Annotated in this window: 21 protein-coding genes; 9 read left to right on the top strand and 12 right to left on the bottom strand. The window is 56.1% G+C overall.

Going from position 1 to position 22246, the window contains the following annotated elements:
• Nucleotides 1–16 precede the first annotated feature (16 nt).
• The gene (locus FOV68_RS17175) at nt 17–685 is read right to left on the bottom strand and encodes a YecA family protein (protein WP_039392428.1); all 669 of its coding nucleotides are present in this window, start codon (nt 683–685) and stop codon (nt 17–19) included.
• A gap of 239 nt (nt 686–924) precedes the next feature.
• Here FOV68_RS17175 and FOV68_RS17170 point away from each other — a divergent pair, with 239 nt between their 5' ends.
• Together FOV68_RS17170 and FOV68_RS17165 are read left to right on the top strand one after the other, a co-directional pair.
• Nucleotides 925–2178 (top strand): serine hydrolase, encoded by a 1254-nt coding sequence (locus tag FOV68_RS17170; protein ID WP_143991258.1) that lies wholly within the window; start codon nt 925–927, stop codon nt 2176–2178.
• 132 nt (nt 2179–2310) lie between these two features.
• Nucleotides 2311–2817, top strand: coding sequence for an RcnB family protein (locus FOV68_RS17165; RefSeq protein ID WP_022625353.1), 507 nt, complete (start codon nt 2311–2313; stop codon nt 2815–2817).
• A gap of 44 nt (nt 2818–2861) precedes the next feature.
• On the opposite strand, the gene FOV68_RS17160 is transcribed toward FOV68_RS17165, so the two are convergent.
• The 4 genes from FOV68_RS17160 to FOV68_RS17145 form a co-directional block, all read right to left on the bottom strand.
• Complete coding sequence (locus FOV68_RS17160) at nt 2862–3974, bottom strand: FAD-binding oxidoreductase (RefSeq protein ID WP_143991257.1); 1113 nt, start codon at nt 3972–3974, stop codon at nt 2862–2864.
• Between the two features lie 19 nt (nt 3975–3993).
• The gene (locus FOV68_RS17155; RefSeq protein ID WP_010671731.1) at nt 3994–4755 is read right to left on the bottom strand and encodes an amino acid ABC transporter ATP-binding protein; all 762 of its coding nucleotides are present in this window, start codon (nt 4753–4755) and stop codon (nt 3994–3996) included.
• Nucleotides 4748–5554 carry an amino acid ABC transporter permease gene (locus tag FOV68_RS17150; RefSeq protein WP_010671730.1) on the bottom strand — a complete coding sequence of 269 codons (807 nt, stop codon included), beginning with the start codon at nt 5552–5554 and terminating at the stop codon, nt 4748–4750. Before FOV68_RS17150 ends, FOV68_RS17155 begins: the two co-directional genes overlap by 8 nt.
• A gap of 61 nt (nt 5555–5615) precedes the next feature.
• Entirely contained in the window at nt 5616–6428 is an 813-nt protein-coding gene (locus FOV68_RS17145) for an ABC transporter substrate-binding protein (protein WP_031593265.1), read from the bottom strand.
• Nucleotides 6429–6621: 193 nt separating this feature from the next.
• On the opposite strand from FOV68_RS17145, the gene FOV68_RS17140 reads away from it, so the two are divergent.
• Together FOV68_RS17140 and FOV68_RS17135 are read left to right on the top strand one after the other, a co-directional pair.
• The gene (locus tag FOV68_RS17140) at nt 6622–7707 is read left to right on the top strand and encodes a LacI family DNA-binding transcriptional regulator (RefSeq protein WP_143991256.1); all 1086 of its coding nucleotides are present in this window, start codon (nt 6622–6624) and stop codon (nt 7705–7707) included.
• A gap of 149 nt (nt 7708–7856) precedes the next feature.
• The gene (locus FOV68_RS17135; protein WP_143991255.1) at nt 7857–8570 is read left to right on the top strand and encodes a GNAT family N-acetyltransferase; all 714 of its coding nucleotides are present in this window, start codon (nt 7857–7859) and stop codon (nt 8568–8570) included.
• A 16-nt stretch (nt 8571–8586) separates the two neighbouring features.
• Here the strand turns inward: FOV68_RS17135 and FOV68_RS24420 are convergent, their stop codons facing one another.
• The 3 genes from FOV68_RS24420 to FOV68_RS17120 all read right to left on the bottom strand — a co-directional run bounded on the left by FOV68_RS24420 (nt 8587) and on the right by FOV68_RS17120 (nt 12632).
• Nucleotides 8587–9510: a tropomyosin gene (locus FOV68_RS24420; protein ID WP_186289760.1), complete on the bottom strand. Its 924-nt coding sequence runs from the start codon at nt 9508–9510 to the stop codon at nt 8587–8589.
• A 219-nt stretch (nt 9511–9729) separates the two neighbouring features.
• Complete coding sequence (gene opgB, locus FOV68_RS17125; RefSeq protein WP_143991254.1) at nt 9730–12021, bottom strand: phosphatidylglycerol--membrane-oligosaccharide glycerophosphotransferase; 2292 nt, start codon at nt 12019–12021, stop codon at nt 9730–9732.
• Between the two features lie 221 nt (nt 12022–12242).
• Nucleotides 12243–12632, bottom strand: a complete 390-nt coding sequence (locus FOV68_RS17120) for a tautomerase family protein (protein WP_010251498.1) — start codon at nt 12630–12632, stop codon at nt 12243–12245.
• A gap of 102 nt (nt 12633–12734) precedes the next feature.
• On the opposite strand from FOV68_RS17120, the gene FOV68_RS17115 reads away from it, so the two are divergent.
• Nucleotides 12735–13652, top strand: a complete 918-nt coding sequence (locus tag FOV68_RS17115) for a LysR family transcriptional regulator (RefSeq protein ID WP_109652473.1) — start codon at nt 12735–12737, stop codon at nt 13650–13652.
• Here the strand turns inward: FOV68_RS17115 and FOV68_RS17110 are convergent.
• Nucleotides 13629–14642, bottom strand: a complete 1014-nt coding sequence (locus tag FOV68_RS17110; protein ID WP_064704579.1) for a glycosyltransferase family 32 protein — start codon at nt 14640–14642, stop codon at nt 13629–13631. The two genes, FOV68_RS17115 and FOV68_RS17110, sit on opposite strands and share 24 nt — an antisense overlap.
• 504 nt (nt 14643–15146) lie before the next feature.
• On the opposite strand from FOV68_RS17110, the gene FOV68_RS17105 reads away from it, so the two are divergent.
• Nucleotides 15147–16112 (top strand): WD40 repeat domain-containing protein, encoded by a 966-nt coding sequence (locus FOV68_RS17105; protein ID WP_143991253.1) that lies wholly within the window; start codon nt 15147–15149, stop codon nt 16110–16112.
• Here the strand turns inward: FOV68_RS17105 and FOV68_RS17100 are convergent.
• Nucleotides 16094–16648 (bottom strand): histidine phosphatase family protein, encoded by a 555-nt coding sequence (locus FOV68_RS17100; protein WP_033770933.1) that lies wholly within the window; start codon nt 16646–16648, stop codon nt 16094–16096. The genes FOV68_RS17105 and FOV68_RS17100 overlap by 19 nt on opposite strands.
• 580 nt (nt 16649–17228) lie before the next feature.
• Between FOV68_RS17100 and FOV68_RS17095 the strand changes: the two genes are divergently transcribed.
• The 3 genes from FOV68_RS17095 (at nt 17229) to FOV68_RS17085 (ending at nt 20725) form a co-directional block, all read left to right on the top strand.
• On the top strand, nt 17229–18617 hold the full coding sequence (locus FOV68_RS17095) for an MFS transporter (protein ID WP_031593277.1): 1389 nt from the start codon (nt 17229–17231) through the stop codon (nt 18615–18617).
• Between the two features lie 87 nt (nt 18618–18704).
• The gene (locus FOV68_RS17090; protein ID WP_031593278.1) at nt 18705–19727 is read left to right on the top strand and encodes a LacI family DNA-binding transcriptional regulator; all 1023 of its coding nucleotides are present in this window, start codon (nt 18705–18707) and stop codon (nt 19725–19727) included.
• A gap of 11 nt (nt 19728–19738) precedes the next feature.
• A complete protein-coding gene (locus FOV68_RS17085; RefSeq protein ID WP_115387920.1) occupies nt 19739–20725 on the top strand; it encodes a nucleoside hydrolase in 987 nt (328 codons plus the stop codon).
• A 155-nt stretch (nt 20726–20880) separates the two neighbouring features.
• Here the strand turns inward: FOV68_RS17085 and FOV68_RS17080 are convergent, their stop codons facing one another.
• On the bottom strand, nt 20881–21345 hold the full coding sequence (locus FOV68_RS17080; RefSeq protein ID WP_010251476.1) for a YbaK/EbsC family protein: 465 nt from the start codon (nt 21343–21345) through the stop codon (nt 20881–20883).
• Nucleotides 21346–21439: 94 nt separating this feature from the next.
• Nucleotides 21440–22234 (bottom strand): siderophore-iron reductase FhuF, encoded by a 795-nt coding sequence (gene fhuF, locus FOV68_RS17075; RefSeq protein ID WP_031593281.1) that lies wholly within the window; start codon nt 22232–22234, stop codon nt 21440–21442.
• Nucleotides 22235–22246: the final 12 nt, after the last annotated feature.

Below are 22246 nucleotides of genomic sequence, written 5' to 3'. Positions count from 1 at the left end.
GAGGCTAAGCAGCCGATCAGTGCAGACAGCACTGCTTATATTTTTTGCCGCTGCCGCACGGGCAGGGATCGTTGCGGCCGGGCAGTTTCTCTGCCGCGACAGGCTTCTGGGGAACGGGAATCGCTTCTGGCTGGGAGATCCAGTGATCGTGCAGCGCCAGCGCAGCAGGACGGATAGCTTCTATGCTGGCTTCCATCTCGTCCGGCGTCATGGCATCGATCTTTTCAAGATTCTCTTCCACGCCGTGCAGAGCGATGGCGTCCAGCGCGGGTTGCAGATCCTGCGGCAGGGCAGACCAGTCGGTCAGCGCGACACCGCGCATGTAGCCGAAGCACCACTCTTCCACCACGGTAAATTCCAGACCTTCCATTTCGCGGATGCCAAACAGCGGTTCGAACTGCTCAGGGAATTCAGATAAGCGGTCAGCCACATCATTCATATGCTGGAAGCAAAGCGACATAAAGCGCGTCATTTCACGCTCGTTGCTCCATTTCGGAATCTGCTTCTCGCCACCCCACAGTGCCACCAGCCACTGGCTTGGCTCAATGCTGACGGGACCGGAGAGTACAGCAGTCAGCAGGCCATCCAGCTCGGAGACATCAATAATCGATGCTTCGCTGCCATATTTTTCCAGCATATCTTCCAGCCATTGCAGCTCTTTTTCGGACAGTGGGCCTTCTTTCATGCGGTTGCCTCCCGGGCATTTCAAAATTTCAGCGGCGTTGAGCCTTAAAACCGCAGCAGTGTACACCCTTGTGGACTGCAACACAGCTAACCCTGTTCGGGCGTGCTGCGGTGACTAAACCGCGTTTAGCACCACTTTCACCCCGTTATGCAGGCGATAGCCCACAGCACTTTATGGTACATTTTTGCGCTCCAGCCAGACAGTTGCGTGTTAAATAATAATAAGTAAATGATTAATATATGAAAAATGGATTTACTGGCAGGCCGGCTGTTGCAGTCTCCCTTGCGCGGCGGCCCCCTGGCGGCCAGTGGATCAGCAGATTAATGACGCGATTCATGCCAGCCTTTATCTTCCTGCTGGCGGGATGTGGAACCCTGTCGCAAACGTCCGCCCCGGTGGGCGATCGCGTTTATCTGACACACGCCACCTTTCATGAAAATGTCGATGACATCGTGCAGCATTACATGCAACAGAAGCAGGTTCCCGGCATCAGCATTGCGGTCATTCATCGCGGTGGGCCGACCCGCTATTACTCTTTTGGCGTAACCGATCGTGTGCATCGCTATCCGATCACGCCCGATACCCTGTTTGCGCTGGGATCGCTGAGTAAAGGCGTGACGGCAGAAGTGATTATTCAGCTGGTTGATCAGGGTAAGTTGCGCTGGAGCGATACCCTGGCCGATCTTCTGCCGGAAGGCGCTCGCCTCAGCGCTGACGCGCAGCACATCACGCTGCTGCAGCTGGTGACGCACACCTCGGGTCTGCCGCGACAGGATATGGATTTGACGATGCTGCAGCAGTTCGTTCGATATCTGGACACCGGCGAGAATTTCTATGGCAACCTTGATAGCGACAAGCTGCTGAGTTATCTGGCGGACTTCTCTGCGCCCGCGGTACGCATGCCACACTACTCCAACCTCGGCTATGCGCTGCTTGGTTATATCCTGCGCACGCGTTTTCATCAGGATATTCAGACGCTGGCGTCACAGCTTATTTTCACACCGTTAAAGATGAACCAAAGCAGCTTTGTACCGGAAACGCTGGCGGGCTATCCGCTGCGTGCGCTGGGCCATGCAGGCGATCAGCCGAAATTTATCCGCCGCGGCACGCTGACGCCGGACTGGCATTTTCACGGCAACATGGTGGCGGCGGCCAGTCTCTACAGTAATGCGCGCGATCTGAGTGCTTATTTGCGCGCGCATTTCAGTGCCACCGGTGATGCTGCGCTGGACCGGGCTTTCGCGGCGGCAGAGCAGGCGTGGTATCAGCAGGGCGCGCAGGTGCAGAATATCGCCTGGGTGACCGACACTTTCGAAGGGCAGCAGATCATCTATCAGGTGGGCTATATCGGCGGCTATTCCAGTTTTATCGGCTACGATAAACGTAACGGCAATGCGATTGTGGTGCTGCAGAACGGCTTTAACTGGAGTAACTATTTAGGCATTGCGTTGTTGGTCGATCTGGCAACTCAGGATAAAGTGGTCGGACAGTGATCCGCTACCTGGCCTGTGTGCAGTAAAGTGAATAGCGCTGTTTTTCCTTACACATAGCGTCAGTGCGCCGGAACTGAAGTGCGATAAACATTGTCTTTAGCCTGACTGTCAAAATTCAACGTGGAAATCATTATGCGCAGGACTCAACGTGTACTTTTATCAATGGGATTACTGGTTGGCTCGCTGAGCCTGATCCCCGCTGTACAAGCCGCTGGCGAAGCAACGGATACCGTTCCGCCACCGCCGCAGATTCAGCCTGCTAATCCGGATGCCCAGCCCGCTACGCCTGATACGGGCAGCGTTCAGCCGGATGCCGGTGCCGCGCAAAGCCAGGCACCGACCAGTTCACAATCTAATGATGGTATTACGCCGACCACGCCGGCTCCTTCCAACGGCGCACACCCTAATTACGACCTCAGCACCATCATCATCGACTACAAACAGTACCAAATCGGTGACACAGTGCCAGAGAAGTACACCGATAAAACGTACACCATCAATGAGTGGCAAAAGCGTAATCTGCCCGCTCCACAGGAAAATACCCACTGGGCCTATATCAACGCCAACTACATTCTTATTACCAATGACACCGGCAAAATCGTCATGGGTAAATCGGGCGATATCTTCTTCCGCGGTTAAAATAAGCGGTAAAAAATCAGCCGGTCGTGATGACCGGCTTTTTTTTAGCTGAAACGCTCAGCACCAAAGCTTGCCAGCATCGGATGCTTTTCACCGCTTACAATCTCCTCCGCCAGTAACTCACCGACAATCAGCGCCAGGGTTGCACCCGAATGCGTGAACGCCACATAACAGCCCGGCACCTTCTGCAGTTGCCCCAGTACCGGATCGCCATCGCCTGGAATCGGCTTCAGGCCAATTTTCCAGCTCTGGACACTGAGCGGCTCGTCACCCCGTAACAGCTGACTCGCTTCTTCGGCCAGCTTTGCTACAACCTGCTTATCAATATAATAATCGCCTCCGGCCAGCTTCTGGATATCAGCCTCGTACCAGTCGTGATCCAGGGCGTAACGGTTGCCGGGGTTTGGCCGGATGGCGGCGCGGGGCGTGTTCAGCACCGCTTTGAGTTCATGTTTGCCCGGCTCAGTGATCACCAGCATGGAGACGGGCGATCCGTTGGGAATCGTCACGCCCAGTGGCGCAATCACATCCGGTGTCCAGGGCCCGCAGGCGACCACCACCGCATCTGCCCGCAGTTCACCCAGCTCACTGCGAATGCCGCAGGCCCGGCCATTCACTGTGATCACACTGGCTTTACCGGCGTGTTCAATCACTTCACCACCCCGCGCCCGGAACTGATTCACCAGATATTCTGACAGGTGCGGCAGGCTGACCCAGCCTTCACCGGGGTTAAATATCGCCTGCGACGGCAGCGCGTCGGGATCGATCGTCGCATCCGCCTGCGCCACGTTATCAGGGGTCATGAGTTGTGAGTCGTAGCCATGTGCTTTCTCATAGGCGTGCCGCGCCTGCGTTCCGGCTGCATCATTGCTGAACCAGCAGACCCCGCCATCAAAACGCAGCCAGTCCAGGGTGGGTTGTTGAGCAAACAGGGTGCGATAGCGATCAATGCCCGCCATGCGCAGCGCGTGATAGGGGCGGGAGCGTTCACCCGCCGAGTTGAGCCAGGAGAGTGAACGTCCCGATGCGCCAGAACAGAGCGCGGCTTCGGTCACCAGCGTCACCGCCGCTCCCCGTTTTGTCAGCTCCAGCGCCGTCGAGACACCTATTACGCCACCGCCCAGAACAACCACTTTCATTTCAGTTTTTACCGCCATTATCAGGTTCCTTGCTCAGTTACAGCACTTCAGAGAGAAAACGTTGCAGTCGCGGCGACTGTGGCGTATCAAAAATGGCGCCCGGCGGCCCGGCTTCAACAATCTCGCCTTCGTCCATAAACACAACCTGATCCGCCACTTTGCGCGCAAAGCCCATTTCATGTGTCACCACAACCATCGTCATGCCGCGACGACAGAGATCCGCCATCAGCGTCAGGACACCTTTCACCAGTTCGGGATCGAGCGCGGAGGTCGCCTCATCAAACAGCATGACCTCGGGATCCATCGCCAGCGCGCGGGCAATCGCGACACGCTGCTGCTGGCCGCCGGAGAGATCGCGTGGCCGGTGATCGGCGCGCTGACCCAGACCCACTTCTTCCAGCCGCTGACGCGCAATCGCCATCGCCTGCGCTTTGGGCAGGCCTTTAACCCGCCACGGTGCCAGCGCCACGTTCTCCAGTGCGCTGTGATCGGGGAAGAGATTGAAATGCTGAAATACCATGCCGATCCGTAACCGCAGCGCATCTGGCTTGTCGCGCAACACTGACCGATCAGCCAGAAGTACATCTCCCGATTGCGGTTCATGCAGCCGGTTGATGCCGCGCAGCAGCGTCGACTTACCCGAACCGGATGGCCCGATAATGCAGGTGGTGCTGCCGGGCGCGACCCGCAGCGAGACGTTACGCAACACCTCAATCGGGCCGTAAGCCAGAGTCAGATCGCGCAGCTCCAGGCTGGCACCGTGCCAGCTCGCGGCAGTGGTACTGTTCAGATTATTCATGGTTGCCTCCGATCCGGGGATGAGTGACCAGTGCGCCGCCGGGCGCTCTGACTTCCTCCACCTCTTTTAAGCCACTTTGCGGGGCAGTCAGGCGACGTCGGCCGGTGCGATAACGCACATCGACATAGTTGACCATGTGCGTCAGCGGCACAGTGATAATCAGATAGAACAGCCCTGCCAGCATCAGGGGCGAGAGGTTGCCGGTGAGCACCGCCGCATCCTGGCCCACGCGAAACAGTTCCCGTTGCTGGGTCATCAGGCCCAGCAGGTAAACCAGCGAGGAATCTTTAATGATGGCGATGAACTGGTTAACGATGGCGGGCAATACGCGGCGGATCCCCTGCGGGATCACCACCAGTCGCATTGCCCGGCCATAACTCATCCCCAGCGCACGGCAGGCTTCCATCTGGCCGCGTTCAACACTCTGAATACCGGCGCGGAAAATCTCGCCCATGTAGGCGCTGGCGATCAGGCTGAGGGCGAAGATCCCCAGCGGATAGGGCGTAGGACCGAACAGCTGATAGCTAAAGCGCGCCAGGCCCTGACCAATCAGCAGAATGGTCAGAATCGATGGCAGACCGCGGAACAGATCGGTATAGAGCCGGGCAGGCAGACGCAGCCAGCGTGAGGGCGAGATGCCCATCAGCGCCAGCAGAAGGCCGAATAGCGTGCCGAGCAGCGTTGCCGCCAGCGAGATAATCACTGTATTGACCAGCCCGGTGGTCAGCATCTGCGGCAGTACTTCCATCATTGATGGAAAATCAAAGAAGGTGCGGGAAAGAATCGTGAGCAAGTCCATCGCCGTCTCCATGCAGGGTGGGGGATCCCCCGGTTAACTCAGGACGCGAACGTCCGCATCTTTACTGCCCGCCAGGCAGATACTGTTTTGGCATCGGCGACCCGGGGAACCACTTCTGATAGAGCCGTTGCCAGGTGCCATCCTGCATGGCTGCTTTAATGGCGCTGTCCAGCGCGGCCTTGAAGGCGGGTTTGCCTTTGGCAATGGCAATGCCGGCCGGTGCATCAAACGAGGGGATGTCTGCGGCAGAGACCAGCTTAAAGCGGTCGGCGTAGCTTTTTGCCGCCTCGTAGTCGAGGAAGATCGCGTCGAGCGTACCGTTGTTGAGCGCAGAGACTGCGCTGTTGTTATCCGGGAAGCGCACGAGATCGGTCTGGGTGAAGTGTTCGACGGCATAGCTCTCCTGCAGCGTACCCTGAACCACCCCGAGTCGGTGTTTTGCCAGGCTGGCGACATTCTTCACGCCGCTGTCGTGGCGGGTCAGAACGGTGAGAAATCCCGCCAGATAGCCGGTTGAAAAATCCACCGTCTTTTCACGCGCAGGGGTGATGCCGATAGCCGCTACCGCCGCGTCATACTGACCGTTGGCCACCGCCGGCATGATGGCCGAGAAGTCCTGTCCAATAAAATCGACCTTATCGATCCCGATACGATGGGCGACATCTTTGAAGAATTCGACGTCAAAGCCGGTGAACTGACCGCTGGCATCCGTGAAGGTGTAAGGTTTTGAGTCGCCGACGCTGGCGATGCGTAGCTGACCCGGTTCGATCAGCCCATAGGGATTGTTGTCGCTGGCAGCCAGCGTACAGAACGACAGTGAACAGAGTGCGAGCGTGGTGCCGAGCAGTTTGCCCAGGGTGGTTTGCGATTTCATAGCTCATCCGTTTTTGCAGGTTTAAACATCAGAGACTGTTGAGCCAGCGATTATTATTGAGACCGGTCTCAACGCAGGTGGCACCTTAAGACGCTGGTGTTGTGAGACCGGTCTCAAGGGGTTACAATGAGTTTAAGCACACCCTTTTTTCGGCGTCAATATTCCTGTCATCAACCTGTGATTCAAAATAATTATGACCAGCCAGAAACGACAATCTAAAGCGCCCACCGTGGCGGATGTGGCGCGCGCAGCAAAAGTATCCAAAGCCCAGGCGGCGCGTGCGCTGGGTGGCTATGGGGCGGTCAGTGATGAGGTGCAGGAGCGGGTCAACAGCGCGGCCTCCGCGCTGGGCTACCGTCTGAATGCCCTGGCCCGCAGTATGAATACCGGACGTTCCAATACCATTGGTGTGATTGTCGGCGACATCGAAAATCCCCATTTCGGTCTTGCGCTGCGCGGCATGGCGGATGTGGCGCGCACTGCCGGTTACCATCTGCTGCTCAGTAACAGCGATGAGAAGTTGCAGGCTGAGCAGGATGCGGTGCGGGTGATGCTGGAAAAGCGGGTCGACGGCATTATCGTTGCGCCCTGCTGTTCAGAACACTGTCACAACAGTCACCTGACCCAGGTTCTGGAAGAGGGCAGAGCGCTGAAATTATTTGATCGCGCAGTAACTGATCTTGATGTGGAGGCGATCTGCTGCGAATTTACCGAAGTCGCTGCAGAAGCAACCGCGCAGTTACTGGAAGCGGGCCATCGCCACATCGCTTATATCACCAGCATGGCACTGGCAACCGACTACAGCACGCCAGGCGATTTTGGCCTGACGCCGGTCGCCCAGCGCGTGGGCGGCATGATGCAGGCATTTGCTGCCGCGGGCGTGGAATTTGATCCGACGATGGTGAAAGTGAATGCGCTGGACGAAGCGGAGATTGCCCGTATCGTGGCCGAGCTGTGGCAGCGTCCGCAGCCGCCCACTGCGCTGGTGGCTTCTGACAGCGTAGTCGCGATGTGGCTGCTGCGCGAAGTGACGCAGCGCGGACTGCGAATCCCTGCCGATCTCTCATTCGTGATGTATGACAATTTTCCGTGGAGTGAGATTGTCACGCCGCCGCTGACGGTGGTGGCGCAACCGGTGTATGAGATGGGCCGTGAAGCGGCACGACGCTTGATCGCGGAGATACGCGGCGAAGCCGTCGGACCGATGCCGCGCTTTGATGCCCGTCTGATGATTCGCCAGTCCATTGCCGCACCGATCAGCCTCATCAGTGGGAAATAAGAGGGTTAACCCCGCCAGCCCGGTAACCGGTATATCGCCTGGCTGATGCGTTCGCAGGCAATGGGTCTATCATTTTCTCCAGTTTTGGTCCTTTTTAATCAATTATGATCGTGGCAATCTGCAGAGATAATCTGCAGCCAGGAGACAACATGTCACAACATACCAATCAGTACGGACAGCCGGTCGGTGAGCCAATGCCAGACTGGCAGCCCCGGCCTCTGCCCCAGCATCAGGTTTTTACTGGTGAAGTTTGTCGGCTGGAGCCGTTCAGTGTTGCGCGTCATGCTGAGGCACTGTTTGAGGCATGGGCGCTGGCTGAGGATGGGCGTGACTGGACTTACCTGCCTGCCGGTCCTTTTACCGATCGTCCGGCATGGCAGGCGTATGCCGCACAGCTTGAAGTGAGCCGCGATCCGCTGCATTTTGCCGTGATCGATCTCGCCACCGAGCAGGCGGTGGGTAGCCTGTCGTTAATGCGCATTCAGCCTGAACATGGTGTGATGGAAGTCGGGCATGTCATGTTTTCGGCCCGGCTGAAGCAGACCCGCATGGCAACGGAGGCGCATTTCCTGCTGATGCGTTACGCCTTTGAGACGCTGGGTTATCGCCGTTATGAATGGAAATGCGATAGCTGTAACGCCCCTTCCCGTAAGGCAGCGGCACGTCTCGGTTTTCGTTATGAAGGTGATTTCCGTCAGGCGATCGTCTACAAAGGGCGTTCACGTGACACCAGCTGGTTCTCGCTTATCGATAGCGAATGGCCGCAGGTGAAAAAGGGCCTGCAGCGCTGGCTGGCGGAGGATAACTTTACCGCCGACGGTCAGCAGCGCGAAAAGCTGGAGGCGCTGCGCGACAGATCCTGACCGGGCGATAACGCGATCAAATTAAAATATCTTTCAGGACCGCCGCCAGCAGGGTGGTGGTCATGAGAATAGATAACCGTTTGATCCAGCGCATATCGGTGGTCAGGGTAACAACGTCATTTCTGAGGCTGTCCACAGCCGAAGTTAATCGGAAATTCATTTCACTAAGAGCGACATCCAGCTTATCCACCTTGGCTTCTAACTGATTAAAACGGATGGCCAGTTTGTCTGTTTTTCTTTCAACATGGCCAAGCCGCTCATCTATCTGATGTACTTTTGTTGTGAGCTGACCAAGCTGCCCATCTATCTGATCGACTTTGGTCGTAAGCTGGCCGAGCCGAATGTCTATCTGATCAACTTTTATTGTAAGCTGGCCGAGCCGGTTGTCTATTTGATCAAATTTTATTGAAAGCTGGCTGACCCGGCTGTCTGTCTGGTCGACTTTCAATGTAAGCTTGCCGAGTCGATCGTCCATCTGGTCGACTTTGGTCGTAAGGTGACTGACCCGATCGTTTGTCTCGTCGACCCTGGTTGTAAGGTGGCTGACCCGATCGTTTGTCTCGTCGATTTTGGTCGTAAGGTGGCTGACCCGATCGTTTGTTTCGTCGACTTTGGTCGTAAGGTGACTGACCCGATCGTTTGTTTCGTCGACTTTGGTCGTAAGGTGGCTGACCCGATCGTTTGTTTCGTCGACTTTTGTCCTGAGGTGAGTGACCCGATCGTCTGTCTGGTCGGCTTTTGCCTGAAGCTGCCCGAGCCGAATGTCTATATGGTTGGCTTTGGTCTGAATCTGACCGAGTTGCTTTCCAACCTGTCCGCCTGGCTGCCTCTGTTGCATATCAGTAAACACCTCCACCATCGCCTCCGCTTGCTGATCGTCGATCCCTGCCTGTTGCAGCGCTTTAAAAGCTTTGTGGGTACTCATCATTGTGCTTGTCATCACGACACCTCCCTGTGCACTTCAGCGATAACGGCATCATGACAGTCAAAAGACGTATCGCCACTAAGCCGGTTACATTTTGCGCGTCTCGCCGAAAAATATCAATTAGTACAACAAGTAACGTGCAACAGAGTGCGGGCTGTCTCGCAACATTTAGCTGATGGCAGGATGAGGCGACTCTGCGGAAATCCGCAGAGTCGGAAAGAGAAAAAGCGGGCGTTAGGGCTGTGGCACGATTTTAATTTCAACCATGCCGATGCCCAGTTTGCGCGGATCCTGACCGGTGATATTGCCGGTGTTACTCAACTGCGGTTCAGGTGGTGCAATCACCAGACGATGGCTGGCGCCTGGGTTATCAAAATGCAGGGTATGTGTCGATATCTCTTCACTCAGCGACAGCAGTTGCTGCTGATCGCCGACCCGAACCGGAATCGCCCGGTGCGCATTGGGGCCATACGCACGCGCGGTGATCACCAGATCGAACTTCGCGGGCAGCGCATCGATATAGTCGATATGAACCTCGGGCGCGAGATTAGCGTTAGACCAGCGTCCCCAGCTCTCTGGCCGTGAGATGCCGCTGAAGCTTTTAACACTCTCCGGCGCACCAGGCACATCAAGCCGGAAGCTATCGGCGCTGTAGCGAATGTTGTTATCTTCAATACGGATCTGCGCAAGGTTCTGCTGGTAACGCGCATCGCTGATAGCGCCCTCCGGGAAACGGACTTTGCCTTTCCACTGCGGTTTGTCGACATGCGTCACCGTCGGCGTGCCGCCGAGCTGTCCCATCGCCACACAGAGATCGCCGGAGAGTGCCAGCGAAGGCTGCCAGAGTCGCGCCATTTTAAAACAGCGATCCACCCAGATGAATTTATCGGCTGAGGCGAAATCGGCCAGCTGATAGCGCAGCGGTGCCGAATATTCCCCCTCCGGCATCGGCTCGACATGCTTATCACTGATGCGGAACAGAATCGGCAATTTGAAGGTGGTCCCCGAGAAGCTGAAGATATTCTTCGCCTGATCCACCGTGAAGTTGTCTATCTTCTTCGGGAAGTTCCACAGCTGGATAATGTCGGGTTTCCAGCTCGTCACCTTACTCTTCATATCGTCGAACTGGGTGGAGAGTGAAAGCGATGAGAGGCTGCTGCGGCCCAGGCCAATCGCGTTATCGCCGCCGAGAATATCGAGCAGCGTGGCGCCGTTATCCAGCGTGCTGCGCTTCGCCTCCATCAATTCCGCCTGCGGCTTGTCACCACGGATCACCATGAAAAGATTGCGACGGGGCTGTTTGACCAGCCACGGATGCGCAGTGTTGTTCATCGCCAGATGATCCGAGCTCACCACAATCACGGTGTTTTTGAACCACGGCGACGCTTTAATGCGCGCAATCAGGCGCGCCACATGCTCCTGCGAGCAGGCGACCGCACTGAATGACTGATTCGGTTTGCCCTCAATGCTGTAGCTCCTGCGATCGCAGCTGCGTGAGATAAATCCGTCAGGATGATGGGTGTCGACGGTCAGCGTAAACAACGCAAAAGGTTTACCGGCCTGAGAGAGTTCCTGATACTTCTCAAACACCTCATCCATTACCGTATCGTCGTAATAACCCCAGTTATTACGGTAGGTGGGATCGGCGACGCGACTTTTCAGCTCCTGCGAACCATAAAGGTTCGCGGGATCAAAACCGTGTGATTTCAGGAAGATATCTTTCCCGGCGAAACGCAGATCGGCACCCTGAATAAACCAGTTCTCGTAGCCGGAGTTTTTCAGTATGTCGCCCAGACAGACGTTCTGAGGATAGAAGCTGGAGAGCGACGCTGACGCATTGCCATCAAAGGGGGCAAACAGCGGAATGCCACACTGTGAGGCGACCATGCCCGCAATGGTGTAATCGGTACCTGGCAGCTGTTCGGTTTCGCTGAAGTCGATGCTCTGCTCTTTCTGCCGGCTCAGCTCCGGCGCTAAGCCGGGAAAGGCGATAGGGTCAAAATAGGTGCGCTCTAAGCTTTCACCATAGATGTAAACCACGTTGAGGTGCGGCTGTTCAATGCGATTACGCGGCACTTTATAGAAGTTGTCGAAGTCAGAATCTGCCAGTTGGGTATGCGACACAATCAGGGTCGCGACCTGGCGAAAGGCCGGGGTGGTCTGCACCGAGCCGAGTGCGCAGGCCGCCGCCAGCAGCGACCAGCCCATGTGATGCGGACGCTTACGCCGCCGCAGAATCCACGACAGCAGGCAGAACAGCAGAAACAGCACGATGATCAGCCCAATCGCCGGCACCACATATTTACTGACACCCGCGCCGGTCAGACTGTTGGTCAGCGTATAGAGCACCGCATCGTTGATGCCGTCACCGGTAAAATAGTTGCTGGCATAGAGGGTGGCGTTCAGCACAACGAAAAGCACCAGCAGAATAAGAACGACAATAAACCAGAATTTGTTACGCCCGGCTTTACAGGAATAGATTGCAATAGCGGCCAGAAACAACGCGACGGACACCAATTCGGACAACGGCAAATCCTCTCTTCAGGGCTACGCGAGGCTTCACGCAACCGGCCACCTTCGGGGGATGGTTTTTCGACAATCTATATTGGCTGTAATCCGGCTGCAACATATCCGGCCCGATTTGTGCGGTGAAGAGCAGATTGGTTTATTGTCATTTCAGAAGTGAGGTTATCAGGCGTGACGGTGGCTGGCGCGCACCGTCAGCAGAGCAGAAGTCAGGGCGATTTTCAGAGTTTGCCGGTGAGATATTGTGCTTCGCCGTCGGCAAAACTCCAGTCACCTTTGTCGTTGGTGATAAAGCTGATCATTAAATCGTTGCCCTGCACACCACAATGTTCACGCAGCTCACGCGCCAGCTCGGCCATGAACAGCTGTTTCTGTTCACTGCTGCGTGGGCTGGTATAGACCCGCACCATCACCAGATTATCGCTACGGCTGAATCCCAGTCCGGTATCCTGAAACACCATCTGATAGCGCTTGTTTTCCTGAACAATCTGGTAGCGATCGCGTTCCGGCACCTTAAAGGCCGTGAGCACGGCGCGGTGTGCCGCATCCAGCAGTGTACGTAGCTCTGATTCTGAACGACCCTGGATAACATCAAATTGCAGCAGTGGCATAGCGGATTCCTCCCGGTGATTAAGAACCCTATGGTGACCCCTTTATCCGGCGGGAAAAAGCGCGTAGCCTGAAATGATTATTCACTATAGTGAACAATCGTGATGAAAGAGATGAAAACGGATACGCTGTGGGATCATCTGCACTGGCTGACCGTACTGGCAGAGCAGGGCAGTTTTACCCGCGCGGCAGAGCGGCTCGACGTCAGCAAGGCGGCGATGAGTCAGAAAATCAAAGAGCTGGAGGAGATGGCCGGTGTGTTGCTGGTACAACGCACTACGCGCAGCGTGCGGCTGACCTCTGCCGGTGAGAAGCTGGTGGAGGAGCTACGCGAGCCTTTTGCCCGCATCGAACAGAGTTTTTTCAGCGTGCGGGACACCGCCGGGCCGGTGCGTGGCCTGGTGCGCATTACCGCACCGGTGGCGTTTGCCCGTCAGCAACTGGTGCCGATTATCGGTGAGTTTCTGCGTGATTATCCGCAGGTGCGTCTGCAGCTGGATGTGACTGACCGCATTGTGTCGCTGAGCAGTGAGGGATTTGATCTGGCCATTCGACACAGCGATACCCTGCCGGAAACCCACGTGGCACTGCCGCTGTGTGACACGCGGACATTACTGGTGGCATCACCCGCCTATCTCAACGAACAGGGGATACCGCATACGCCGCAGGATCTGGCGCAGCATAACTGCCTTTACTACCCACGCGGCGTCGAATCACCGCGCTGGCGGTTTGCCACCACTGCGGATAGCGAACAGGTCCAGGTACGGATTCAGGGCAGCTTTGCCACTAACAACAGCGAGTCGATACGCGATGCGGCCCTGCAGGGGTTAGGGATCGCTATGCTGCCCGATTTCAGCGCCCGGGAGGCGCTGGCTGCGGGATCATTGCAGCAGGTGCTGCCTGCGTGGCAGCCTGTTGAGGCCTTTGCCGCCCGCCTGTGGATCGTTCGACCCTGGGCGGCGCAGGTGCCACGTGCGGTCACCACGTTTACGCACTGGTTACGCGCGCGCTTTGACCGTTGATGTCAATGCCAGCGCAGGCGGCGTGGTGTGCATCATCTCGCCAATCAGGCTGCTGCGGTTATATAAACCAAGCCGCAGATTGAAGTCGAGATGCAGCCGCTCGTTACCGGTTAATTTTATAATGGGTGGCGGCGTCTGTGGCCGCTGCTGAAACATCACAGACTGCGCAAAGGCGCTGCTGCTGTCGGCATGCAGGCGCTGATAGAACCAGGCGCTGGCTTCACTTTTACGCAGATAGAGATTCGCCCGCCGGTATTCCCGCATTGCAACCTGCTGCGCCAGCGACAGGAGCTGACGAGACGGATTCTCCATATTCTGCACAATCAGCGGAAAATCATCACGCTTCTTCAGCTCATGGAAATAGTTGCGGATGCCGACGTTTTTAACAGGCGCCAGCTGTTTCAGCCATTCGCGGATAAAGGGATTTTGCGGGGCGGCAGCAAGAAACCAGCTCTCGGTGACCGGCGCAAGCAGGTTCAGCGTCGATTGCTCGCCATAGTAACCAATGAGATCCATTGACCGCGCTTCGTGAACGCGATGCACCCAGGCGAGATTCTCAAACAGCAATGTGCTGCAATCGATGCCGATGCCGCCATAACGGTGAATCAGCTCAAGCCGGATAATTTCACTTTTATGTGCCAGCGTCAGATCGGAAGAGATAAAGTTGAGATCGGGCAACCACTGCGACAGGGTGCGCTGCGTAATCAGATAAACCTGGTGGTCGGGGTTGTCCCGCCGGATTTTACTGATATTCAGCGCCATCGAGGCAGGCAGATGATCGTTATGCCAGACCATCCAGACGATTTTTGGAATCTCCGGCAGATCTTTCTGCTGCGCGATCAATACAACATTATCTTCCTGACCCGGATCATATTCCGGAGCCCGACAGAGTCGCTGCTGTTTTCTATTCCATAACATCTGGCTACTGAACGATATTCTTTTCCAGTTACGCCAGATTTTATGCGCTGGACGTTGGCGATGTGAAGTCATGGTACACCTGTTATTTTTATTTTCCCGTCATAGTGCAGGCTCTGCCCGTTCCGCCAGCGGCGGGAACGGCCGACATTGCAAACTGGCTGCAATCCCGATGAGTGCGGGAATTAATGAATAGTTTTCCCTGGTGGCGACGCAGTGCTGGAGCGCGCGATAGTTTCCTCACGGCTGTTTAATTGCACTGCACCTTTTTAATAAAACATTATTTACACATTAGCTATGTCTTTTTTTGACTTTAGGATAATACGGAAATAATCCGGTCACGTTATGAAAATAATAATGTCGTCACTGTTAATCATTTATTTAAATGCGGGAATAAACGCCGTTAAGGAATATCTGAATATTCTTCTGAGCCTGCGCGTTATCCTGCGGCCCGGGCCACAGGAACAGTGGCTATTGTACTTAACTGGTGGTGTAAGCCCGGCTCATCAATCCCCGGAATCAGACAGCCTGAAGAGGATTGTCTACGCTTAAGAAGAACTTACTGAGAAAGGAGCGCGCATGCAGAGTGAATCTTACGGGTTACTGGCAGTTGATAAGCAGGGTAATCGCGTCCTGTTTCTTAATCCGGAAACCTTCGCGGTCGAGCGGGAGCTGAACGCTTTTCCACCGCGGCCGCATGAACTCCTGATGCTGGCCCCATGGGGTAAAGCCTATGTACCCATTTTTGGCGATGGCGTTCATGGTAATAACCCGCATCCGGGTCACAAAGTGGCGATTATCGATTTACAGCGTCGGGAGATCAGTGGCTTTATCGATCTGTCGCCGTTACGGGCGCCCCACAGCGGGCAGCTGGGCCGCGATGGCAAAGTCTATCTCTGCTGTGAACAGAGTGCCGCAGTGGCGGTGATCGATCCGCAGAGCGACAAAGTGGAAAAAATCATTCCAATTCCTTCTCATAACGCGCATCGCCTGACGCTGTCACCCAGCGGCCGCAAGCTGTTCATCGATAATGAAGAGGATGCGACCATCACCGTGGTGGATCTCTGTGAAGCGGAGGGGCGGGTCATCGACACCATCCTGCTGCCCGGGCCGATTGCGGGCATCGCTGCCTCTCCGAAACACCCCTATCTGGTCGCCAGCGCCGCTGATGCACCGTTGCTCTATGTGATCGATCGGCAAAGCCACCGCATTCGCCAGCGCCTGACGCTGCCGGGTCATGAGCGGCCCTGTCAGGTGGTACGCTTCAGCGCCGATGGCGAGCAGCTGGTGGCGATAGGGGATCAGGAACCGCTGGTGACGCTGTTTGACGATCTGCTGAATCCGCTGGGCGACATCCGGGTAGGCAACATGCCGATGGATGGCTGTTTTACGCCAGACAGGCAACAGCTGCTGATTGCCAATCAGGATGATGGCACGCTGAGCGTGATCGATCTGGCGCAGCGTAAAGTGATTGCCACGCCGCGTGTCGGAACGGGCTGTGAGGTGCTGGGCTATTTTCCGATCGGTCAGATAAACGGACGATGATAGATCGCGGAACTCCAGTGGCGGCTACTGGCGTGCTTCTCCGCCTGCCAGCCGCGTTTACGTAATTCGCGCGCAATCATCTTATTCATGATGCCGTGGCCCAGCAGCAGCACCGTGCCTTGCTGTGAGTGCTCGATCAGCTTCTCTGCCGCCGCCGAGGCGCGGCTGCGCGCATGTTGCAGTGACTCCGCTTCACCCGCATACCCGCAGAACCACAATAGCCGCAACAGGGCCAGCCAGCACAGGGTAGGCAGTTGCACCGCGCCGGTTCGCAGCAGCGGTACGGCGACTTCGCTGAACACGGCATCAACCTCATGGGGCTGCAGACCGAGCTGGCTCAGAGAGGATTGCGCGCGGGGCAGGGGACTGCAGACAATAAACGTAGCCTGACGGGCAATTTCGATGCTGCGCGGCGGCGGTCCGTCACTAACCTGTGACAGATCGTAGGCTTCGCACCAGTCTGCCAGTGCCTGCACGCTCTGGCGACCCGCAGCCTGGTGGTCAGGTTTACCGTGTCGCATCAGGATAATTTTCATAGCATCTCTGTCCGCCCTTTTTGTCAGGGTAACGTATTGTCTGCGCTTACAGCGAATTTTCAGAATAAATACACGTGTCATCTCATGGTCACAGGCGTGTGCGACAACAGAGCGCGATGAAAGGATTTTAGCCTGTCTTATAACGCTTAATCATAAGAGAAAATGGTAACTTATAGTCGATGGTGATTTTTTTCAGGCGATGTGTTGCGGTTAACTGGCTGAATTTGCGCTAAAAATGCGTGATGACGGGATGTGATAGTGAAGTTTTACTAATAATTTTCATCAGGATCTATTGATTTATCTACGCGCGTAGATACACTAGGTCCCCAGTGATTGCTCACGGTGCCCGATGCACAGTAGGCCCATCGATTGTTAAGTTACATTCGCTCAGTTTAAGCGACCGGTGAAAAATACACCGGCGAAATGGGGCGAAGAACAAGATTCCAACACCAGGGAATCCTTTAACCTTTCATCATGGTTAGTCAACTGAACGTCGTCACCGGGGAATTTCCGCTTTTATCAGGGAATCGACCCATGGACGGGCGTTTATCGATCTGCATACTCATTCAGGGATAGGGTTATGACGGCACACAACTCCGTTAATCAGCAGGCATCACTGTCATCCACTTCAGCCGCCGATGAGCGGTTTAACACCCCTTCAGGCCGCAAAGATTTCTGGCGCGCCACTTTCTCATGCTGGCTCGGAACGGCAATGGAGTACGCGGATTTCGCGCTCTATGGCCTGGCGGCCGGTATTATCTTTGGCGACGTCTTCTTTCCGGAATCAACCCCTGCCATGGCACTGCTCTCCAGCTTTGCTACCTGGTCAGTCGGCTTTGTTGCCCGGCCTATCGGCGCACTCTTTTTCGGCTGGCTCGGCGACCGCAAAGGCCGAAAGGTGGTGATGATCTCCACCATCATTCTGATGGGCGCTTCCACGACGTTTATCGGCTTAATCCCGAGCTATGCCTCTATTGGCGTCTGGGCTCCTGCCTGTCTGGTTCTGCTGCGCTTTACGCAGGGTTTCGGCGCTGGCGCGGAGTTATCGGGCGGGACGGTGATGCTGGGCGAATATGCGCCGACAGAGCGTCGCGGACTGATCTCCTCCGTGATCGCACTGGGTTCTAACAGCGGCACACTGCTGGCTTCGCTGGTCTGGTTGCTGGTGGTACAAATGGATCAGCAAAGCCTGCTGGAGTGGGGCTGGCGTATTCCGTTCCTCAGCAGTGCGCTGATTGCGCTGGTTGCCTTGTGGATTCGACGTCATCTGCGCGAAACGCCGGTGTTTGAGCGCAGAAAAGCGGAGATGGAAGCAGAACGCGCAGGCGTGCTGGCCGCTCCGGTGGTGGATCAGCGGCCTTTCTTCCAGCGTACCCGTGCCTTCTGGACCATGGTTGGCCTGCGTATCGGCGAAAATGGCCCCTCCTATCTGGCGCAGGGCTTCATCGTCGGTTACGTCGCGAAGGTGCTGATGGTCGACAAGTCCGTACCAACCACTGCGGTGTTCCTCGCGTCGTTGCTGGGTTTCCTGATCATTCCTTTAGCGGGCTGGCTCTCTGACCGCTTTGGTCGGCGGGTGGTTTATCGCGTGTTCTGTCTGTTACTGATGTTCTACGCCTGGCCCGCCTTTACGCTGCTCGACACGCGTGAACCGATGCTGGTGATCCCGGTTATTGTGGTCGGTATGGCGCTGGCGTCGCTGGGTATTTTTGGTGTGCAGGCGGCATGGGGCGTGGAGATGTTCGGCGTTCATCATCGCTACACCAAAATGGCAGTGGCTAAAGAACTGGGTTCCATTTTGTCCGGCGGAACCGCACCACTTATTGCCGCTGCTATGCTTTCTTATACCGGTCACTGGTGGCCGATTGCGGTTTATTTCTCGGCGATGGCCGCAATTGGGTTCTTTACCACCTTTGTCGCGCCTGAAACGCGAGGGCGGGATCTCAATCTGCCTGAAGATGCCATCTAGCTTTGCCTGAGGATGCCATCTGCCAGGATAGCGCCAAAAGCAGCAGGCCGTTTAAAGCGGCCTGTTTTTTTTATGGAGGAACGTGATGTGCCTAAGTCGTTAACGGGAAAAGTGACCCGAAGTGAAGTTGCGAAAGCGGCAGGCACCTCAGTGGCAGTTGTCAGTTATGTCATTAATAACGGGCCTCGTCCGGTCGCCGAGGCGACCCGTCAGCGGGTACTGGAGGCGATTAAAGCGACCGGTTACCGGCCAAATGCGGCAGCACGCGCACTGGCTTCCGGTAACACCAAAACCTTCGGACTGGTGGTGCCCAACATCGGCAATCCTTTTGTGGCGTCAATGGCGCACGTGTTGTTGCAGGAGTCGATGAATCACGGCCACGTCATGCTGCTGGGTGATGCAGGTGATGACCGCAAGCGCGAACTGGAATTAATTCAGGGATTGCTGAATCGGCAGGTCGATGGACTCTTTTACAACAGCGTCGATCGCCATCCTTACATTGACCTGATTAAAGCCAGCGGTACGCCACTGGTCATGCTGGAGCGGGTTGAGCCTCAGCCGGGCGTTAACATGCTGCGGGTCAATGAGCGTCAGGCCGCCTGGCAGGTGACGGCACATCTGTTGAGTCACGGTTATCAGCAGGTCGGCATAATCAGCGGCCCGGTCGATATGCTTAACGCGCAGGATCGTATTCAGGGCTGGCGTGATGCCATGCAGGATCGCGGTCTGCCGATTGATGAATCGCTGATGTTTCCCGCCAGCTACACCCCACAGGGTGGATACGCTGCGGCACAAAGCATGATCGCCCGGGGTCGTGTGCCTCGTGCGCTATTTACCAGCAACGAAGGTCAGGCGATTGGTGCGCTTCGCGCCTTTTCCGAACATCAGATTCGTGTGCCGCAGGATGTGGCGCTGGTCTGTTTTAACGGTACCAATCACTCGTCGTTTCACGTCCCGACATTAACGACCGTGCGCCAGCCACTGCGTGAGATGGCTCGCTCTGCGATTCATATGCTGAAAGAGGGACAGAGCGAAGCGCAATTAAAGGAGTTTCCACACTACCTTGAAATCGGTGAATCCTGCGGCTGTAAGCCGCAAAGCCAGAGTTAGCCTATAAAAATATGAAAAGAATTATTATTGACTGCGATCCCGGCAACGGTATCGCGGGTGCCAACACCGATGATGGGCTGGCGATTGCGCTGGCCTTAGCTTCACCTGCACTGTCGCTGGAATTGATCACCACCGTGGCCGGTAACACGCCATGTGAAGTCGGCGCGCGCGTCGCCAAAGATCTGATCGTCCGGCTGGGATTATCTATCCCGGTAATCCAGGGTGCAACGCAGGCGCTACAGGAAGATCCTGCGCCGTGGCGCGAGACGCTGGATAACCGGGTCAATCAGCTTGCGCTGGGTGAGATGTGGCAGGGCGTGCGTCAGCCAGCGGATGTCGCGGCAGATGCGTTTGATGCTGCTAACGCTATCGGCAAACTGATTTGTGACAATCCGGGCGAGATTACCCTGGTGGCGATTGGTCCGCTGACGAATGTGGCGCTGGCAATGCAGCGCTATCCCGCTATGGCCGACGCTGTGGCGGAAATTGTCATCATGGGCGGCGTGTTTACGCTGGATGATTATATCAAAGACACCAATTTTGGCCTGGATCCGGAAGCGGCACATCAGGTGCTGCACAGTGGTGCAGCAGTAACGCTGGTTCCGATGGATGTCACCACGCAGACGCTGCTGACCCAGCAGGATTTGACCCGCCTTACCGCCGTCGATCATCCGCTGACCGAATTTGTGCGCGACACGCTGCGTCCGTGGATCGACTATTCGATGGCGACCCGGCAACTGGCGGGATGCTGGATTCACGATGCGCTGGTGGTCGCCTGGTTGCTGAATCAGCGGGTCGCGTCAGGCATCGATTACCGGGTAGATATAGAACTGCGTCCCGGTGCGACGCGCGGCAAAAGCTGGCGTTATCGTCAGCCCCTTCGGCTCACTGTCGGTGTGCCTGAGCAGTGCGGCGCATCGGTGCATGTGCTGCATCGTGTCGATAACACGCTGCTGTTGTCGATTATTGAACAGGCATTTAAGCGCCTGAAATCCTGATGTCGTGGGCGATTAACTCGCCCGCTTGCTGGCTGCGGCGGATCGGTTTCCAGAAGGGCGCTGTGGCCATCAAACGCTGACGTTATCCGTCAGTTTATCAGCAGCATCAGGGCGCGGGCAGAAGGTGCAGGGCTTGTGTGAGCTGATACCCGGCATTACATCGCTTCGCACACGTCGATCCAGCGGGCGTTAGTCAGTTCAGCCATCAGCTGTGGGGTAATGCGGACGGCGCTGTGGATAGCGCCAGCGGCGGGCAGGACTTCCTCGAAACTGCGAAGTGAGACATCACAGTAAACGGTCAGCGGATTCTCAAGACCGAAAGGACAGACGCCGCCCACCGGGTGGCCGGTCCAGTTAATCACCTCGTCCACGCTCAGCATTCGCGCTTTCGCCCCCAGCGCCGCTTTCAGCTTGCGATTATCCAGCCGGGCATCGCCTCGTGTCACAATCAGCACCACGTCGTTTTTCACTTTCAGTGACAGGGTCTTGGCAATCTCTCCTGGCGTCACGCCATGGGCGCGGGCAGCCATCCCGACCGTCGCAGTGCTTTCGGCCAGTTCAATAATTTCAATTTCAGGGGCGTGTTCGGCGAAGAACTGGCGCACGGACTCCAGGCTCATCTTTATCTCCAGGCTGATCGAAGGCGTAAAAATTGCCACAAGCCTCAGTGCCTGTAAACGAGATAAACGGAGAATTCAGCGTAATTAAGTCTGTTTAGCTGCCGCTCAGGGTGCAGTTGCCGCATTGTTCGACATCGGGAATGCGATAACGCTGGCAGCAGCTGCGACGGACCAGTTCACCATTACGTGGAATCATGGTGCGGTAGAGCGGATTTTCGCTGCCATCCAGCAACCGCTGGTTGAAGAACAGCGCCTGCTCCAGTTGCAGCACCAGCGACTCATCGATCTGGCTTTTCAGCTCACCCAGGAACCACTGGAATGAGTAGCCCATATTGTTCCAGATGAGTCGGGCGTTGATATCACCATGCTGCGTAATACCATTGACCACCGGAATCAGATGCTGCTGAATCAGCCGATCGATACGCTGCTGAGGGTTAAGGTAGCGCGCCTCTTCATCCTCCTGCACATCGATCCAGAAAGTGGCCGGATGACCATTCTCATGAAAACCGACGCGGATATGCTCTGGCGAGCAGTCCAGTGCACGTGACTCCTGCAATAACGCCATGGTCAGTGTTGGCAGCAGCAGGCCAAAATACCATTGCGCCCAGAGTGACAGCACCGGTTTCGCTTCACGAACTGCATCAGGATGATCGCGATAGAGATAATCGCTGTAGCGCTGGATAATTGGGGTAAAGGACTCTGATTGTGACCAGGCGGCGAGGGTCAGCGTGTCGCGCGGAGCAGGCTGGCTGAGCTTCGTCGATTCAAGCAGATAGCTGCGCTGTTGTTGCAGCCGCTCATGCAGACTTTCCGCCAGTGGACGGTCATTCTGCCGGAAGATCATCGACTGAGCGTTAAAACGCTGTTCCTGAGCTGAAACGGTTGCCATGACGACTCGCGA

This window comes from Pantoea sp. paga (genome assembly GCF_007558755.1).
Classification (GTDB): Bacteria; Pseudomonadota; Gammaproteobacteria; order Enterobacterales; family Enterobacteriaceae; genus Pantoea; species Pantoea agglomerans.
The sequence above is the reverse complement of the archived record's forward strand: the minus strand, read 5'-3'. Positions and strand labels throughout refer to the sequence as shown.

Coding starts and splice junctions, on each gene's coding strand:
- FOV68_RS17085 (WP_115387920.1), top strand. CDS start 19,739: ATGAAAAGAATTATTATTGACTGCGATCCCGGCAACGGTATCGCGGGT.
- FOV68_RS17135 (WP_143991255.1), top strand. CDS start 7,857: ATGTCACAACATACCAATCAGTACGGACAGCCGGTCGGTGAGCCAATG.
- FOV68_RS17155 (WP_010671731.1), bottom strand. CDS start 4,755: ATGAATAATCTGAACAGTACCACTGCCGCGAGCTGGCACGGTGCCAGC.
- FOV68_RS17120 (WP_010251498.1), bottom strand. CDS start 12,632: ATGCCACTGCTGCAATTTGATGTTATCCAGGGTCGTTCAGAATCAGAG.
- FOV68_RS17145 (WP_031593265.1), bottom strand. CDS start 6,428: ATGAAATCGCAAACCACCCTGGGCAAACTGCTCGGCACCACGCTCGCA.
- FOV68_RS17080 (WP_010251476.1), bottom strand. CDS start 21,345: ATGAGCCTGGAGTCCGTGCGCCAGTTCTTCGCCGAACACGCCCCTGAA.
- FOV68_RS17175 (WP_039392428.1), bottom strand. CDS start 685: ATGAAAGAAGGCCCACTGTCCGAAAAAGAGCTGCAATGGCTGGAAGAT.
- FOV68_RS17150 (WP_010671730.1), bottom strand. CDS start 5,554: ATGGACTTGCTCACGATTCTTTCCCGCACCTTCTTTGATTTTCCATCA.
- FOV68_RS17160 (WP_143991257.1), bottom strand. CDS start 3,974: ATGGCGGTAAAAACTGAAATGAAAGTGGTTGTTCTGGGCGGTGGCGTA.
- FOV68_RS17110 (WP_064704579.1), bottom strand. CDS start 14,642: ATGACTTCACATCGCCAACGTCCAGCGCATAAAATCTGGCGTAACTGG.
- FOV68_RS17165 (WP_022625353.1), top strand. CDS start 2,311: ATGCGCAGGACTCAACGTGTACTTTTATCAATGGGATTACTGGTTGGC.
- FOV68_RS17100 (WP_033770933.1), bottom strand. CDS start 16,648: ATGAAAATTATCCTGATGCGACACGGTAAACCTGACCACCAGGCTGCG.
- FOV68_RS17115 (WP_109652473.1), top strand. CDS start 12,735: ATGAAAGAGATGAAAACGGATACGCTGTGGGATCATCTGCACTGGCTG.
- FOV68_RS17140 (WP_143991256.1), top strand. CDS start 6,622: ATGACCAGCCAGAAACGACAATCTAAAGCGCCCACCGTGGCGGATGTG.
- FOV68_RS17095 (WP_031593277.1), top strand. CDS start 17,229: ATGACGGCACACAACTCCGTTAATCAGCAGGCATCACTGTCATCCACT.
- FOV68_RS17105 (WP_143991253.1), top strand. CDS start 15,147: ATGCAGAGTGAATCTTACGGGTTACTGGCAGTTGATAAGCAGGGTAAT.
- FOV68_RS17170 (WP_143991258.1), top strand. CDS start 925: ATGAAAAATGGATTTACTGGCAGGCCGGCTGTTGCAGTCTCCCTTGCG.
- FOV68_RS24420 (WP_186289760.1), bottom strand. CDS start 9,510: ATGACAAGCACAATGATGAGTACCCACAAAGCTTTTAAAGCGCTGCAA.
- fhuF (WP_031593281.1), bottom strand. CDS start 22,234: ATGGCAACCGTTTCAGCTCAGGAACAGCGTTTTAACGCTCAGTCGATG.